Annotated in this window: 18 protein-coding genes; 5 read left to right on the top strand and 13 right to left on the bottom strand. The window is 69.4% G+C overall.

Annotated elements, in window-relative coordinates:
• Positions 1-571, top strand: a 571-nt coding sequence (locus U4E84_RS07065) for a DUF5915 domain-containing protein (protein WP_322531394.1), incomplete at its 5' end; no start/stop codon positions are given.
• Positions 572-693: 122 nt separating this feature from the next.
• Positions 694-1,164 carry a GNAT family N-acetyltransferase gene (locus U4E84_RS07070; protein ID WP_322531395.1) on the top strand — a complete coding sequence of 157 codons (471 nt, stop codon included), beginning with the start codon at positions 694-696 and terminating at the stop codon, positions 1,162-1,164.
• Positions 1,165-1,286: 122 nt separating this feature from the next.
• Here the strand turns inward: U4E84_RS07070 and lrpA1 are convergent, their stop codons facing one another.
• The 3 genes from lrpA1 to U4E84_RS07085 all read right to left on the bottom strand — a co-directional run bounded on the left by lrpA1 (position 1,287) and on the right by U4E84_RS07085 (position 4,659).
• Complete coding sequence (gene lrpA1 / locus U4E84_RS07075) at positions 1,287-1,715, bottom strand: HTH-type transcriptional regulator LrpA1 (protein WP_322531397.1); 429 nt, start codon at positions 1,713-1,715, stop codon at positions 1,287-1,289.
• A 106-nt stretch (positions 1,716-1,821) separates the two neighbouring features.
• A complete protein-coding gene (locus U4E84_RS07080; protein WP_322531398.1) occupies positions 1,822-2,760 on the bottom strand; it encodes a thiamine pyrophosphate-dependent enzyme in 939 nt (312 codons plus the stop codon).
• Between the two features lie 3 nt (positions 2,761-2,763).
• Positions 2,764-4,659 carry a 2-oxoacid:acceptor oxidoreductase subunit alpha gene (locus U4E84_RS07085; RefSeq protein ID WP_322531399.1) on the bottom strand — a complete coding sequence of 632 codons (1,896 nt, stop codon included), beginning with the start codon at positions 4,657-4,659 and terminating at the stop codon, positions 2,764-2,766.
• Between the two features lie 169 nt (positions 4,660-4,828).
• Here U4E84_RS07085 and dph5 point away from each other — a divergent pair, with 169 nt between their 5' ends.
• Both dph5 and U4E84_RS07095 read left to right on the top strand, forming a co-directional pair.
• The gene (dph5, locus tag U4E84_RS07090) at positions 4,829-5,626 is read left to right on the top strand and encodes a diphthine synthase (protein ID WP_322531400.1); all 798 of its coding nucleotides are present in this window, start codon (positions 4,829-4,831) and stop codon (positions 5,624-5,626) included.
• A gap of 48 nt (positions 5,627-5,674) precedes the next feature.
• A complete protein-coding gene (locus U4E84_RS07095) occupies positions 5,675-6,064 on the top strand; it encodes a CBS domain-containing protein (RefSeq protein WP_322531401.1) in 390 nt (129 codons plus the stop codon).
• A 98-nt stretch (positions 6,065-6,162) separates the two neighbouring features.
• Here the strand turns inward: U4E84_RS07095 and U4E84_RS07100 are convergent, their stop codons facing one another.
• Together U4E84_RS07100 and U4E84_RS07105 are read right to left on the bottom strand one after the other, a co-directional pair.
• The gene (locus U4E84_RS07100) at positions 6,163-6,390 is read right to left on the bottom strand and encodes a hypothetical protein (protein WP_322531402.1); all 228 of its coding nucleotides are present in this window, start codon (positions 6,388-6,390) and stop codon (positions 6,163-6,165) included.
• Positions 6,380-6,637 carry a hypothetical protein gene (locus U4E84_RS07105; RefSeq protein WP_322531403.1) on the bottom strand — a complete coding sequence of 86 codons (258 nt, stop codon included), beginning with the start codon at positions 6,635-6,637 and terminating at the stop codon, positions 6,380-6,382. The genes U4E84_RS07100 and U4E84_RS07105 overlap by 11 nt, the downstream gene beginning before the upstream one ends.
• A 150-nt stretch (positions 6,638-6,787) precedes the next feature.
• Between U4E84_RS07105 and U4E84_RS07110 the strand changes: the two genes are divergently transcribed.
• Complete coding sequence (locus U4E84_RS07110; RefSeq protein WP_322531404.1) at positions 6,788-7,162, top strand: CBS domain-containing protein; 375 nt, start codon at positions 6,788-6,790, stop codon at positions 7,160-7,162.
• A gap of 49 nt (positions 7,163-7,211) precedes the next feature.
• On the opposite strand, the gene U4E84_RS07115 is transcribed toward U4E84_RS07110, so the two are convergent.
• From U4E84_RS07115 to U4E84_RS07150, 8 genes are all read right to left on the bottom strand, one after another.
• Positions 7,212-8,459 (bottom strand): DUF4010 domain-containing protein, encoded by a 1,248-nt coding sequence (locus tag U4E84_RS07115; RefSeq protein ID WP_322531405.1) that lies wholly within the window; start codon positions 8,457-8,459, stop codon positions 7,212-7,214.
• 116 nt (positions 8,460-8,575) lie between these two features.
• On the bottom strand, positions 8,576-9,538 hold the full coding sequence (gene artA / locus U4E84_RS07120) for an archaeosortase A (RefSeq protein WP_322531406.1): 963 nt from the start codon (positions 9,536-9,538) through the stop codon (positions 8,576-8,578).
• Positions 9,539-9,665: 127 nt separating this feature from the next.
• Positions 9,666-10,118 (bottom strand): transcription elongation factor Spt5, encoded by a 453-nt coding sequence (locus tag U4E84_RS07125; protein WP_322531407.1) that lies wholly within the window; start codon positions 10,116-10,118, stop codon positions 9,666-9,668.
• Positions 10,118-10,294, bottom strand: a complete 177-nt coding sequence (locus U4E84_RS07130; RefSeq protein WP_322531408.1) for a protein translocase SEC61 complex subunit gamma — start codon at positions 10,292-10,294, stop codon at positions 10,118-10,120. The genes U4E84_RS07125 and U4E84_RS07130 overlap by 1 nt, the downstream gene beginning before the upstream one ends.
• Positions 10,295-10,432: 138 nt before the next feature.
• A complete protein-coding gene (gene ftsZ, locus U4E84_RS07135; RefSeq protein ID WP_322531409.1) occupies positions 10,433-11,587 on the bottom strand; it encodes a cell division protein FtsZ in 1,155 nt (384 codons plus the stop codon).
• 125 nt (positions 11,588-11,712) lie between these two features.
• Positions 11,713-13,152 (bottom strand): D-aminoacyl-tRNA deacylase, encoded by a 1,440-nt coding sequence (locus U4E84_RS07140; protein ID WP_322531410.1) that lies wholly within the window; start codon positions 13,150-13,152, stop codon positions 11,713-11,715.
• A 95-nt stretch (positions 13,153-13,247) separates the two neighbouring features.
• Positions 13,248-14,198 carry a calcium/sodium antiporter gene (locus U4E84_RS07145; RefSeq protein ID WP_322531411.1) on the bottom strand — a complete coding sequence of 317 codons (951 nt, stop codon included), beginning with the start codon at positions 14,196-14,198 and terminating at the stop codon, positions 13,248-13,250.
• Between the two features lie 76 nt (positions 14,199-14,274).
• Positions 14,275-14,469, bottom strand: a complete 195-nt coding sequence (locus tag U4E84_RS07150; protein WP_322531412.1) for a hypothetical protein — start codon at positions 14,467-14,469, stop codon at positions 14,275-14,277.
• Positions 14,470-14,481 lie beyond the last annotated feature (12 nt).

Here is a 14,481-nt window from a genome sequence, read left to right on the forward strand (position 1 = left end):
CGAAGTGACCGTCACCGACGCCTTCGACGAACTGGTCGAGACCGCCCAGCCGCAGATGGCCGAGATCGGTCCCGCGTTCGGCGCCGACGCCCAGGAGGTGATGGGCGCGGTGCAGGGCGCGACCCGCGCGGCGGTCGAGGGCGGCGCGGTGACCGTCGACGGCGAGCCCGTCGACCTCGACGACGCGATGGTCGAGTACGTCGCCGAACCCCCCGAGGACGTCTCCGGCGCCGACTTCGATGGCGGAACCGTCTACGTCGACACCTCGCTCACCCCGGAGATAGAGTCGGAGGGATACGCTCGCGACGTGATCCGCCGGATTCAGGAGATGCGAAAGGAACTCGACTTAGACGTCGAGGCCCGGATCCGCGTCGGCGTCGCGGTCGACGACGACCGGATCGCCGGCTTCGTCGACGACCACGCGGACCTGATCGCGGGCGAGGTGCGCGCCGACGGGTGGCTCGACGACCCGAGCGACGCGGCCGACGGCGCCACCGACTCGGACGGGCTCGTCGAGCAGTGGGACGTCGAGGACGTCGTCGTCACGATCGGGATCGAGCCGGTCGCGTAGCGGGGCGTTCGCTCCCCCGCCAACCAGACGGCCCCCGTTCCGTGCGCCCGGAACCTCCGCCGTAGCGTGCGCAATTTTGTCATCCCGAAACCTATAGGTGAGCGCTTGACGCATGGTCGACCATGCATGTCCGGGCGGCGCGTCCCGACGACGCGGAGGCGCTGCGGACGGCGGTCTCGCGGGCCCGCGAGGCCACCGTCTTCGACGACATCGGATCGCCCCTCCTCGACGTGTCGGCCGCCGGCGTCCGCGAGGCCGCCGCGGAGGCGGAGTGGTCGTTCCTGATGGAAGACGAGGACGGCCCCGTCGGCGTCGCCATCGCGCACCCGGACGCGGAGGGATCGGAGGCGGAGCTGCTCGCGCTGTGGGTCCACCCCACCCACGCGGGCGAGGGCGTCGCGACCGACCTGCTCTCGCGGGTCGCGTCCTCGCTGACGGACCGGGACGTCGACACGCTCCGAGCGAGCGTGCCCGCCGACAGCCCGGGCGCACAGGAGTTCTTCGCCGCACACGGGTTCGACCCGCGCGGCACCCGGCGCGGGCCCGCCGGCGACGAGTCGATCGTCGTCGCGGACGCGACCGCGCTGCGCTGACCTCGCGGGCGCTCGGCGGCGCGCGCCACCGCACCGACGGATCGGTCGCTCCCGGACTACGCCGGACGAGTTGAAGTCTGCCGACTAGCGACGACCCCGGACGTCGACGAAGCGGTCCCGGCTCACTTCAGCCGTTCCTGGAGGAACGAGGGGTGCGCGGCGGTGACGCCGTCGACGCCGAGCAGCTTCTCGGAGATGACCTCGCCGAGCTCGTCGCCGTTGCCGGCGCGCACCTCGGCCATCAGCATGTGGTCGCCGGAGGAGGTGTACAGCGCCTGCACCTCGTCGAGCCCCTTCAGCTCGCGGGTCGCGTCGACGTACCTGCCGGAGTCGACGTCCATCCCCACCATGGCGATCGACTGCGAGGAGAGCTTCTTCGGGTCGACCTCCGCCGAGTAGCCGACGATCACGCCGCGCTCCTCGAGGCGGTCGATGTACTTCCGCACCGTCGGCTTCGAGACGTCGGCCCGATCGGCGATCTCCGCGCAGGAGGCCTGCGCGTCCTCCTCTAACACCGACAGGATCCGTTCCTCCGTCGATACCGTACTCATGTCCGGGACTTTGTCACCACGGAAAAAATACCTTGCGAACCGAAAAACGAGACGGACGAACGACGAACCGGCCGAGATCGGCCGGCGATCCGGGGGTGCGGCCCGTTTAGGCGTGTTTGTCGAGGAACTCGTCGTACGAGCGCTCCCACTCGTACCCGTCGTCCCAGTAGCGCTCGGCGAGCGGCTCCTCGGGCATCTCGCCGATCGCCCGCTTCTCCTCGCCGTAGGACGGGCGGTCCTCGTCGACGTAGTAGCGGCCGGTGAGGACCTTCCCCTCGTACAGCGACTCCTCGGTCTGGCGCATCATCTCCGCGGCCTCGACGCGGTCGGTCTTGTCGAAGTCGTAGTCGTCGGACTCGTTGACGTCGATGTACGGGACGTACTGGCGCGCGTCCTTGTTCCAAGTGGGACACTGGGTGAGGAAGTCGACGTGCGCGAAGCCGTCGTGCTCGATCGCCTCGATGATGATCTCCTTGGCCTGGTTCGGGTTGACCGCGGCGGTGCGGGCGACGTACGAGGCGCCGGCGTTCAGCGACAGCGAGAGCGGCTTGAGCGGCTCCTTTGCGCTGCCGTGCGGCTGCGTCTTCGACTTGTGGCCCTTCGGGCTTGTCGGGGAGGTCTGTCCCTTCGTGAGCCCGAAGATCTCGTTGTTGAAGACGATGTACGTCATGTCGTGGTTCTCCCGGGCCGTGTGGATGAAGTGGTTCCCGCCGATCCCGTAGCCGTCGCCGTCGCCGCCGGCGGCGATCACTTCGAGGTCGGGGTTCGCGAGCTTCGCGGCGCGGGCCACGGGCAGCGAGCGCCCGTGGATCGTGTGGAAGCCGTACGTGTCGAGGTAGCTGTTCAGCTTGCCCGAACAGCCGATCCCGGTGCACAGCAGGGTCTCCTCGGGCGTGCGCCCGACCTCCGGAAGCGCCTGTTTCAGCGCCTTCAGGACGCTGAAGTCGCCACAGCCCGGACACCAGGTCGGCTGCGGCTCGACGGTCGGCGTGTACTCGTCGCGGTCGATCTCCCGCTCCTCTCCGATCGCTGAAAACGTGCTCATGGGTTAGTCACCTGCGGCTGGGACGAAGGTAGTCTGGTGGCCGGACGCGTCGCCGTCGCCCTCGACGATCGCGGCCTCGAACCCGTCGACGATCTCCGCCGGCTCGAACGGGTTCCCGTTGTACTTCAGCAGGCTCGACAGCTTCTCGCCGTAGCGGCCGAGGTTCTTCTGGACGAGCCCGCGGAACTGCCCCGAGGCGGTCATCTCCACGACGAGCACCTCGTCGACGCTCTCGACGAACGCCTCGACCTGCTCGGTCGGGAACGGGAGCATGTCGGAGACGCCGTACGACTTCACCGAGATCCCGGCGTCGTTGAGGCGACCGACCGCCTCCTCGACGGTGCCCTGCTGGCTGCCGAACGTGAGGATGCCGTACTGGGCGTCGTCGGGGCCGGCGTACGAGCCGGTGTCGATCGTGTCGAGGTCGGCGCGGATCGCCTCCAGCTTCTGGGTCCGGCGGTCGATCTGCGCGACGCGGTTGTCCGCCGACTCCTCGATGTGACCGGTCGGGCTGTGCTCGTTGCCGGTCGCGAGGAAGCGACCGCCCTTCTGGCCGGGGATCGAGCGCGGCGAGACGCCGTCCTCGACGTCGTGCTGGAACCGGTGGAACTTCCCGTCGTCCGAGTGCGGCTCCTCCGCCAGCGCGTCCTCGCTCAGGGTCTTCCCGAGCGTCGGGTTCGGCTCGCGGTCGAAGTGGCTCTTGGGGACGTTCACCAGCTCGCCGCCGAGCTTCTGGTCGTACAGGAGTATCGACGGGATCTGGTACTCGTAGGCCAGCCGGAAGGCGATCCGCGACTGCTCGTACGCCTCCTCGACGGTCCCGGGCGCGAGAACGACGCGCTGGGAGTCGCCCTGCGAGGTGTACAGAACGTGTTCGAGGTCGGACTGCTCGGGCTTCGTCGGCATCCCGGTCGAGGGGCCGGCGCGCATGGCCTCGACGAGGACGACGGGCGTCTCCGTCATCTCAGCGAGCCCGAGCGGCTCGGACATCAGCGCGAAGCCGCCGCCCGAGGAGCCGGACATGGCCTTGACGCCCGCGTGGGACGCGCCGACCGCGAGCGCGGCCGCGGCGATCTCGTCTTCGACCTGCTCGGAGATCCCGCCCAGCTGTGGCAGGTTGTTCGTCATGATGGTGAACACCTCGGTCCACGGCGTCATGGGGTAGCCGGCGATGAACCGGCAGCCCTCGTCGATGGCGCCGTAGGAGATGGCGTCCGAGCCGGACATGAGCAGCTGTTCTTCGTCGTGCTCGCCGGTCGGAACGGAGACGTCGGACGCGTCGACGTCGTACTCCTCCGTCACCTGGTCGTACGCGATCTGGAGGATCTCGAGGTTCGGCTCGAGGATCTTCTCCGGCATCGCGTCGCGCATGAGGTCCTGGACGTGGTCCAAGTCCATCCCGGTTAGCGCGCAGGTCGCGCCGACGCCGGCGGTGTTTCGCATGACCTCGCGACCCTGCTCGCGCGCGAGTCCGCGGAGGTCCAGCGGGTACACGTGCCAGTCGTTCTCCTCGGCGCGCTCCTCGAAGTTCGGGATCTCGGAGGCGTCGAGCAGCCCCTCGTCGTAGACGATGACGCCCCCCTCGCGGAGCTCGTCGAGGTTCTCCGAGAGCGGTTTGATCTCTTCGTTCCCGTAGACGGCTCCCTCCTGCGGGTTGCGGGCGAACGAGTCGCCGAGCGCCAGCAGGAAGTTGTAGCCGTCCCCGCGGGACCTCACCGGGTCGGCGGATGCGCGAACCTCGGTGTAGGTGTGGCCCCCGCGGATGCGGGACGGGTAGTGGCGATGCGTGAACACGTTGAGCCCCGATCGCATCAAGGCCTTCGCGAAGTTCTGGCTGGTCGAAGCGATCCCGTCGCCGGATCCCCCCGATATCCGCCAGATGAGTTCGTCGTCAGTCATAGTGGTATGTGAGCCCGTGCGGGCCTCGTACCCAAAGGTTGTGGTGGTCTCCTCTTAGGGCTTGCTATGGAATCACAAGGAACGATCATGAAAGACCTTTAGGTGGCGCCCGACGCTGGCGTCGATCCCGTTCCGGGCCACTTTAGCCGCCTCCCGACGGACCGGGCGTATGCTCACGTTCATCGGGCTCGGCCTCTACGACGAGCGGTCGGTCACCGTCGAGGGGCGCGACGCGCTGCGCGCCGCGGACCGCGTCTTCGCCGAGTTCTACACCAGCAGGCTGGTCGGCGCCGACGTCGACGAGCTGGAGGCGTACCACGGCGCCGACATCGAAGTGCGCTCCCGTGAGGGGGTCGAGCGAGACCCGGAGCCGATCCTCGCGGCCGCCGCCGAGGGCGACGCCGCCTTCTGCACGGCCGGCGACACGATGATCTCGACGACGCACGCGGACCTCCGGCTGCGCGCCGAGGAGCGCGGCATCGACACGCGCGTGGTCCACGGCGTGACAGCCCAGTCGGCCGCCTCGAGTCTCACCGGGCTCCAGAACTACCGGTTCGGCAAGGCGACGACGCTCCCGTTCCCGTACGCCCACGGCGGCGACGACGTTCCGGGGAGCGTGGTCGAGACGATCGAGGCGAACCGCGAGCGCGGGCTCCACACGGTGGTCTACCTCGACATCAAGGTCGGAACCGGCCCGACCGGCCCCGACCCGGACCACGAGGAGTACATGACGGCCGACGTCGCGGCCGGCCTGCTCGCAGACGGCTGGCGCGACGAGCTCGCCGTCGTCGTCGCCCGCGCGGGGTCGCCCGACGCGGTCGTCGCCGCCGACCGGCTGAGCGCGCTCGCGGGACGGGAGTTCGGCGACCCGCTCCACCTGCTGGTGATCCCCGGAGCCCTCCACCACGTCGAGGCCGACGCGCTCGCCGGGCTGGCGGGAGCGCCCAGTGAACTTCTCGGCGAGTAGCCCGGATCGACCGGACGTTTGATATTCCCGTCCGCGGTATCATCGTTCATGACAGACGTTCCCGTCGAGCAGCTGATGTCGACCGACCTCGTCACGATCGCCCCGGGAGCGGCGGCCGCGGACGCGGCGAAGCGCATGCTGGAGACGGGGGTGAGCTCCATCGTCGTCGTCGACGACGACGGGCACCTCTCGGGGCTTATCACCGCGACGGACTTCGTCTCGCTCGTCCGGCGCAACGAACCGGAGGACGTGACTCCCGTCGAGGCGTTCATGACGACGGACGTGGTCACGGTCTCTCCCGACGACTCCGTCGAGGAGCTCGCGGAGCCGACGGACCGCGGGTACACGCACCTGCCAGTCGTCACCGCGGACGGTGAGCTGGTCGGGATGCTGTCGACGACCGACCTCACGGCGTACCTCTCGAAGCATCGGTCCTGAGGGTATCTCTCGAGGCACCGGTCCTGAGGGTACCTCTGAGGACGACGGTGGGCCTCGCGGCGGGGAAGAGACCGCTCCGGTGAACGGTCGCCAGTCGACTACCGCCCCGACCCCGCCACCTGATCGTCGTAGGTCGCGCCCGCCGCGATCAGAAAGCCGGTGATCGCGGTGACGAGCGCGATGCTCCCGATGGCGACGACGGCGACCGAGAACAGGTCGTTCGGGAGGATCCGCGCCGACGTCAACAGCGAGACCGTCGTGACGAACCCGATCAGCAGCAGGAGGCGCCCGAACCGCGCGGAGTCGAGCCCGTCGTCACTTGCCATAGGCCCTGAGCTCGTTGATGACGCCGTCGTACCCGTCCTCGCTAGCCTCTGCGCCGAGCGAGTGGATCGACTGGCACACCCACATTCCCGCGGTGAAGTTCAACAGCGCGACGAACGACACCAGTCCGAGCTGCGAGTCCACGGTGAGCCCGATGAGGAATCCCAACGGGAGCGTCACCGACATGATTGCGTGCGTGAGCAACGACCGCGTCCCGAAGTCGCTCAACGAACTGAGAACACCTGACATATAACTAACACGGGCGCGGACGCGTATATATTCTTGTTCGAGCGACCTCGCCCGTCTCGGAGACGACGACGCTCGCTCGGAAACCGTTGGACGGAGGGGAGAGGATCACACACCGGAAGAGTAATCAAATCTGGTAGCACATACCACGGTATGGATCTGAACGACCGGACCCGCGTCAGCGAAGTCATGTCGACGCCGTTGGAGACGATCGGGACGGACGAGCCCCTTCGCGAGGCCGCGCGTCGGATGGACGCCGACGACATCAGCGCGCTCGTCGTGACGACGGGGGGCGGCTGTATCATCACGCAGAGCGACATCGTCAGCGCCGTCGCGGCCGGCCGCGACCTCGACGAGGCCGTCGTTCGCGACGTGATGACCGAGAACGTGGAGACGGTGACGCCGGACCTCATGATGGAGGAGGTCGCGGCGATGATGACGATGTACGGCGTGAAACACCTCCCGGTCGTCGACGACGACTACGTCGGCATGGTGTCCTCGACCGACGTGGCCGCACACCTCTCCTAGCGGTCACCGCGGGGTCCGCCGTCGGGGCGAAGACGCGTCGCGCCGGTCCTCAGAACACCAGCAGCGGGGCGCCCACGGCGATCCCGACCGCGATCAACGCCAGGTTCCAGAGCAACACGGGCCTGACCAGCTCGCGCGCGATGCTCGCCGCGAACGCGGTCTTGACGAGGACGCTCGCGGCGGTCCCGGCGACGACGCCCGCGACCGCGGTGTCGACCGTTATCTGTCCGGTGCCGAGCAGCGAGACCGCCGTCGTCGTCGCGGTCCCCGAGGAGACGAGCCCCGCGAGGAACGACGTGGCGACGAACCCGCCGGCGCCGAAGGCGCGCTCCGCGCCCGCGGAGACGACGAGCACGAGGAGGAACAGCGCGCCGAACGTCAGGGCGTTCCGCAGGCTGAACGGCGAGGTGAGCTCCGTCTCCACCGTCGTCCGCCAGTCGCTCCGCCACACGGCGATCGACACGCCGGCGACCGTGATCGCGCCCAGCGGCGCGCCGACCGCGAGCGCAGCCTCCGGGACGAACGCGGCGACGACGGCGGCGTTTCGCAGCGCCATCGCCGCGTTCGCCAGCAGGATCGAGCCGACCGCGATGTCGCGTAGCTCCCGCTCCCCCTTCGCCCGCTTCGCCATCTCCGCGACGACCGCCGTGGAGTTCACTAGCCCGCCGAAGAAGCCGGTGACCGCGTAGCCGCGCCCCTGGTACCGCTTCACGAGCACGTAGTTGACGAAGCCGATGGCGCTGACGGCGACGACGAGCGACCAGACGAGCCGCGGCTGGACCGCGCCCCACGGGTCGACCGTCTCCGCCGGCAGCAGCGGGAAGACGACGAACGCCAGGATCGTGAACTCGACCGCGCTGCGCATCTCCTCGCGGGTGAGCCCCCACGCGAACTGGTGGAGCTCCCGCTTGAGCACGAGCAGGAGCGAGGAGAGCACCGCCACCGTCACCGCCTCGATGAAGAGCGACTCGGCGACGAGCACGCCGACCCCGTAGGTGACGAGCATCGACACCGAGGTGGTCAACGAAAGCCCCTCGACGTCCGTCTCGACGAAGCTCTGGATGGCGAGGAGCACCGCGCTGGCGACGATCAGCGCGCCGCCGACGATCAGGAGCCCCTCGGCGTCGAGCAGCGAGAAGACCGCAGCGGCCAGCGCGATCAGCGCGAACGTCCGGACCCCGGCTGACTTCTGTGACCACTCGCGTTCGAGCCCGAGGAACATCCCGAGCGCGGTCGCCAGGACGAGCTTCGCGACGTTGGTCTCGAGGTAGACGAAGGGGTCGACCGCGCTCACCACGGTCGGTTACCCCCACCGTCGCGGCGTCGCCGCGGCGACAGAACCGTCTCGTGCATACGCCGACGTACCTCGCAACCGGGCCTATATCTTGTCATGGTCCTCCGCGTCCGGGGAGGTCAGCGGTTCGTCGGCTCCCGCGGGAGGTCCAGCGACTCCGTCAGGTCGTGTTCCTCGCCCGTGAGCAGGTAGAGCACGTCTTCGAGGACGACGGCGAGCTCCGGGAGTTCGCGCAGCGCGAGGAACGTGATCCCGATGAGCGCGACGACCGCGAGCACCTGACTCATGATCCGGTCGGAGATCAGGAACGAGACGCGGTAGGGGTCGCTCGCGCCGAACATCGCGAGCACGAGGTCGGTCTGCCACTGCATGTACTGGTTGCCCGCGACGATCGTGATGAACGTCGTCCGGAGGATGTTGAGCGCATAGATGAGCGGGATCGACACCGCGAGCGCGCGGAGCTTGCGCGAGAGCGGCGCCTCCACGGCGGCCACGAGGCCGCCGAAGATGGCCATGCTGCCGAGCCCCGTACACGCCAGGACGACGTAGATCGTGACCGTGTGACCGTCGGGGAGCGTCCACGCGAACGCCGCGTTGTACCCCTCGTCGCTGATCACGCGCTCCGGCGAGTAGCCGAGCAGGTCGATGAGGAAGCCGGTCTGGGTCGCGACCGTCTCGATAAGGATCCGTCGCGGCTCGGGAAACGCGACTCCGGCGACCGAGAACGCCGGGATCGTCTCGAACGGCAGGTAGATGAACAGCATGATCGCGATCGCCCGGGTGAGGGTGAAAAGCGACGAGCGGCCGTCGTACAGCAGATACCCGGCGTAGATGCAGGCGGGAACGCCGACGAGCGCCAGGAGCGACTCGACGTAGCTCTGGTGTTCGAACGCGAAGTACGGGACGGTGGTCAGCCAGAACACGCCGAACAGCGCCCAGGTCCCCGCCGCGAGCGACCGGCCGGCCGCCAGGCCGCGGCTGTCGAGCAGCCACGCGATCGCGAAGAGGATCGCGACGACCCACGCGAACGTGAACGTGTCGGGGACCAGACTCAGGACCGCCGGCACGCCGGAGCCGAACATGTCGAGTTGGTCGGGCGTCGCCGAATAAAGCCCTTGTCGTTGTCGACGACGCGTCCGGTAGCCCGGGAGACGGAGCGGGGTCTGTCGGGACGAAAGGAGGGGGGAACGGAGCTCGAGGTCCGGACGCTCAGCGCTCTTCGGAGTCGAGGACGCGGATCTGGTCGCCGCGGACGGTCACCGGGATGGGGACGGTCGCCTCGTACAGCTCGACGGTGACCTGATCTTTCCCCTCGTCGATGCGCTGGACGCGGGCCTTCTCGCCCTTGAACGGCCCGGCGATCAGCTCGACGATGTCGCCCTCGGCGATCCCCTCGACGTCGGGGGTTGGCGAGAGGAAGTGCTCGACCTCGGAGAAGGGGCTCTCTGCGGGCCCCTCCGAGCCCTGAATGACGCCCCGGGCGTGCGGGATCTCGTCGAGTATCCGGGCGAACACGCTGCCGTCGCTCGCCTCGACCATCACGTAGCTCGTGAGCTGGTCGGGAGCGATCACCGCCTGGATCTCCGGCATCTCCTTTTCCGCGAGCATGTCGGCGACGGTTCGCTCCTGTCTCGCGGTGGTCTTCACCGAGAAGATCGGCATCAGGCGCCGACCCCCGGCAGGAGGCTCATGATCGCGAACATCAGGAAGCCGATGAAGCCGACGAGGATGATGCCGGCGCCGGCGATCTTCGACACCTGGAGGAACTCGTCGGTGCTCGGCGTGCTCGCCAGCTTCAGCACCCGAACGTAGCTGTTGAGGTCGTACGGAACGTCCATGTTACGACGCGCTTCGAGGCGAGACGGTTTTTACCTTTTGATGCGGGGCGATCCGCGCGAGCGGCGGGCCGGGAGGCCCCGGGGAACTCTATCGGGAGGACGGCGCGACCGGTGCGGCTGTCGGGTCGACGGCGCGCGTCACTCCACGTAGTCGATGTCTTCCATCTCGGCGGCCGCGCCCGCCGGCGGCTCGCCGTTGCGGCCGTAGATCTGCGGCGACTCGACGCCGGTCACCACGATCATCGTCCGCATCTCGCCCTCCAGCTCGTCGTCGACGGAGGTGCCCCAGATGATCCGCGCGTCGGGGTCGATCCGGTCGTAGATCTCCTCGACGACGCCCTCCGCCTCCTCGATGGACATGTCGGTGCCGCCCGTGACGTTCACGAGCGCGGAGTTCGCGCCGGAGATGTCGACGTCGAGCAGCGGCGAGCGGAGCGCGGACTTCACCGAGTCCTGCGCCTTCGAGTCGGAGTCGGACTCGCCGAGGCCGATCATCGCGACGCCACCCTTCTCCATGACGGTCCGGACGTCGGCGAAGTCGAGGTTGACGAGCCCGGGCATCGTGATGAGCTCCGTGATCCCCTTCACCGAGCGCATCAGCACCTCGTCGGACACCTTGAACGCCTGGCGGACCGGGAGCTTCCCGACCGCGTCGAGCAGCCGGTCGTTGGGGACGACGATGACGGTGTCGCTCACGTCACGGAGGCGTTCGAGACCGGCCTCGGCGTTCGTTCGTCGGACCTCGCCCTCGGCGGTGAAGGGGGTCGTGACGATGGCGATGGTGAGCGCGCCCGACTCGCGGGCGGCCTTCGCGACGACCGGCGCGGAGCCGGTCCCCGTGCCGCCGCCGAGCCCGGCGGTGACGAACACCATGTCGGAGCCGTCGATGGCGTCCTGGATCTCCTCTTGAGACTCGATGGCGGCCTCCTCGCCGACCTGCGGGAGGGAGCCGGCGCCGCGCCCCTGCGTCTTCTGCTGGCCCATGAGGATCTTCGTATCGGCCTCGATGTTGACGAGGTGCTGGACGTCGGTGTTGGCCGCGACCAGCTTCGCCCCGTGGATGCCCTCCTCGGTCATCCGGTTGACCGTGTTCCCCCCGGCGCCGCCGCAGCCGACGACGGTGATGTTGGTCTGGAGGTCCTGGAGGACGTCCTGCAGCTCGTCGTCGGTCATCGTCCCGGACTGTGGCGGGGCGCCGGCGGCGGCGTCGGTCGTGCCGGCGCCGACCGCCCCGGCGTCGTCTGCCGGGGGTTCCTCGGCTTCGTCGATTGCGTCCTCTACGATAGAGTCCATTATGTGGTGTGGTTGCGACCCGGACGTATTTATTTTTGCCCGATCGTCTGACGTGAGTCAGACGCCAGGAGACGGTCGCGAGAGCCGCCGAAACCGTCCTGGCGGGGACGCGCTCGACGGAGGGTTCACTCGATCGGAAACCGCTCCGTCCGCGTCCGCGACACGTCCGCCGGCGCGACCGTCTCGCCGTCGACCTCGACGGCCCGTCCGTCCGCGAGCCTGCCGAACGCGGGGCCCTCCGGCACCCCGAGGTCTGACGCGAGCGCCGGGTCGAACGCGACCTCGCGGGCGACGACGGCGCCCTCGGCGACCTCGACCGCGTCGTAGCGCTCCGTCAGCACCGCCGCGAGGTCGTCGACGAGGTCGTCGTAGTCGGGCGTCTCGGCGTCGACCGCGAACGCCGCGTCCCCCGCAGCGCGCGTCCCAGCCTGGTCCGTGTCGAAGGCGACCGCGTTCGTATCGACCGCCTCGCGGGCCGCGTCCGCGTCGATCCCCTGCGCCCGCGACAGCAGGGCCGACGGGAGCCCGCGGATCCGGACCGCGTCGGCGGCGGCGTCCGCCGGGGAGACGTACCCGAACCGGAGCCCGTCGTCGACGGACGCGAGGTCGGTCTCGAGCCGCTCCACCAGCGAGAGCGGGCGATCGCCGACCTCGCGGACCCACGTCTCGCTCACGACGCGGTGACCGAGCCCCTCGATCGTCGCCGCGAGGTCGGGTCTGTCGCCCTCGATCACGGCGTGGTCCGCGCGGCTGCGCGCGAACGCCTGTTCGATCACGTCTCGGTTCGGCTCGGGCGCGCCCATCTCGCCGAGCGCCCAGTCGGCGCCGACGTGGCCCACGGCCCACGCCGTCTCGCGGACGATCCGGGTGAACCGCGGCGCGTAGTGGCCGCCGCCGAAGCCGACGACGTGGCGGGGTTCGCCGCCGCCCGCGTCGTCGCTCCGGTCGCCCGCGTCCCCGGTCGGTTCAACCGCGACGTCGCCCCGGTCGGTCACGAGGTCCGGTCCCGTCCCGCGCAGGTCCAGGACCGCCCGCGCGACCGCCTCGGCCGCCTCCGCGTCCGTCCACTGCGGCTCGTCGGAGCCGAGCTCGACGAACAGCGAGGGAACAGACACGCCGGTTGGTCCGTGGTGGGTGCACTCGACGCCGATGTCGTACCCCTCGGGGGCGTGCGCCGCCAGCGCCTCGACGACGCGCTTCTCGGCCCCCGGGGCGGCCCGCGCGAGCGTCCCGGGCTCGCCGCCGTACGGCGCCGGCCCGAAGTTGCCGGTGACGTGCGCAGTCAGAAGCCGGCCGGTTTCGCCGGAGTGACGCGAGACGAAGACCAGGAACGCGGGGTCGGCGTCGTCGTCTCCCTCGCCGAACGCCGCCGTCGGGTCGTCGAGGTCGATGTGGAGGTCGTCGAACTCGCGGAGCTCGAACCCGTCGGTTCGGTAGTAGACCCCGCCGCCCGCGGCGTCGGGGCGGGTCCCGTCCTCGCGTCGCTCCCAGTCGCCCGCGGCGAGCAGGCGCTCGCCGATGTGTTCGGAGGCGCTGTCGGCCCGGCTGACGACGATCGCTATCACGGCCGGCGATCCGTCACGGCCGACCGAATAGGCGTCGGTTCCGGCCCGACGTCGGACGGGCGACGACCGGACGAGCGAGGAGGGCGCTCAGACCGTCACGGGAACAGCAGGTACGCGAAGACGCCGTACCCCGCGACGAGGACCGCGCCGTCGAGCCGCGAGATCCGATCGCCTCGGTACATCATCCCGACGAGCAGCGCGGTGAACGCGAGCAGCGCGGGAAACTCGAAGCCGCGGACGGAGGAGCTCACCCCGATCGGTCGGACGACCGCGAGGAGGCCGATGACCGCGAGGACGTTGTAGATGTTCGACCCCACGACGTTGCCGACGCTGAACTCCGCCTCGCCGCGCACGGCGGCGAGGACGCTCGCGGCCAGCTCCGGCAGCGAGGTGCCCAGCGCGAGCACCGTGAGCCCGATGAAGATGTCGGAGAAGCCGGCGGCCGCGAGCAGGGACTCCCCGCCGTCTATCAGCCACTGCGACCCGAGCACCAGCGCGACGATGCCGCCGAGGACCGCCGCCACGTCGCGGACGTTCGCGTCGGGCATCTCCGCGCGCTCCGCGGTGGTGATATCCGACTGCGTCTGCCGGACTCGACGCATGATCACGACCGTGAACCCGACGAGCACGGCGAGCATGAGGATACCCCCCGGACGACCGATCCGGCCGTTCCAGCCGAGGCCGACGAGCAGCAGCGCGGCGAGCACCATGAACGGGACGTGGCGCTCGAACACCGTCTCGGAGACGTCGAGCGGTCGGATCAGCGCGGAGACGCCCAACACCAGTCCGATGTTGGCGATGTTCGAGCCGAGAATCGTCCCGAGACCGACGTCGGTGGACACCGTCACGGCGCCGAGCAGCGTGACGAACAGCTCCGGCGCGGTCGTCGCGAACGCGATCACGGTGACCCCGACCGTCGACGCCTTCAGCCCGACGGCGAGCGCGAGGTCGCTGGCGCCCGTGACGAGCAGCTCGGCGCCGACGTACAGGAGGGCGGCACCCCCGACGAGGAGCAGCAGGTCCGTGAGCGGTGACCCGAGTGGCACGACCCACGGTTGACGGTCGCCTTCTAAAAAGCGTCGTGATTCCCTCTGCGCGGCTCGACGGCGCGATATCCCGGAGTCAGACGCGGGTCGCGCGGAACTCGCCGTGTTTCATCCCGACGACGAACGCGATGGCACCGAAAACGACCATCGACGGGAGGACCATCATCAGCGTCGTCTGGAGCGCCATCGGCGTCCCGTAGGCGACGCCGAGGGTTCCGAGGACGACGATGAGCGCCACGATGCCGACCGCACGGGGCAGGTCGAACTCCATGTACCCGCATAC

The sequence above is a fragment of the Halorubrum sp. AD140 genome (assembly GCF_034497445.1).
Lineage (GTDB): Archaea > Halobacteriota > Halobacteria > Halobacteriales > Haloferacaceae > Halorubrum.

Excerpts from the sequence above, each read along its gene's own strand:
- lrpA1 (WP_322531397.1), bottom strand. The coding sequence starts at position 1,715 with ATGAGTACGGTATCGACGGAGGAACGGATCCTGTCGGTGTTAGAGGAG.
- U4E84_RS07070 (WP_322531395.1), top strand. The coding sequence starts at position 694 with ATGCATGTCCGGGCGGCGCGTCCCGACGACGCGGAGGCGCTGCGGACG.
- U4E84_RS07130 (WP_322531408.1), bottom strand. The coding sequence starts at position 10,294 with ATGGACGTTCCGTACGACCTCAACAGCTACGTTCGGGTGCTGAAGCTG.
- U4E84_RS07100 (WP_322531402.1), bottom strand. The coding sequence starts at position 6,390 with ATGGCAAGTGACGACGGGCTCGACTCCGCGCGGTTCGGGCGCCTCCTG.
- U4E84_RS07085 (WP_322531399.1), bottom strand. The coding sequence starts at position 4,659 with ATGACTGACGACGAACTCATCTGGCGGATATCGGGGGGATCCGGCGAC.
- U4E84_RS07080 (WP_322531398.1), bottom strand. The coding sequence starts at position 2,760 with ATGAGCACGTTTTCAGCGATCGGAGAGGAGCGGGAGATCGACCGCGAC.
- ftsZ (WP_322531409.1), bottom strand. The coding sequence starts at position 11,587 with ATGGACTCTATCGTAGAGGACGCAATCGACGAAGCCGAGGAACCCCCG.
- U4E84_RS07105 (WP_322531403.1), bottom strand. The coding sequence starts at position 6,637 with ATGTCAGGTGTTCTCAGTTCGTTGAGCGACTTCGGGACGCGGTCGTTG.
- artA (WP_322531406.1), bottom strand. The coding sequence starts at position 9,538 with ATGTTCGGCTCCGGCGTGCCGGCGGTCCTGAGTCTGGTCCCCGACACG.
- U4E84_RS07095 (WP_322531401.1), top strand. The coding sequence starts at position 5,675 with ATGACAGACGTTCCCGTCGAGCAGCTGATGTCGACCGACCTCGTCACG.
- U4E84_RS07125 (WP_322531407.1), bottom strand. The coding sequence starts at position 10,118 with ATGCCGATCTTCTCGGTGAAGACCACCGCGAGACAGGAGCGAACCGTC.
- U4E84_RS07150 (WP_322531412.1), bottom strand. The coding sequence starts at position 14,469 with ATGGAGTTCGACCTGCCCCGTGCGGTCGGCATCGTGGCGCTCATCGTC.
- U4E84_RS07110 (WP_322531404.1), top strand. The coding sequence starts at position 6,788 with ATGGATCTGAACGACCGGACCCGCGTCAGCGAAGTCATGTCGACGCCG.
- dph5 (WP_322531400.1), top strand. The coding sequence starts at position 4,829 with ATGCTCACGTTCATCGGGCTCGGCCTCTACGACGAGCGGTCGGTCACC.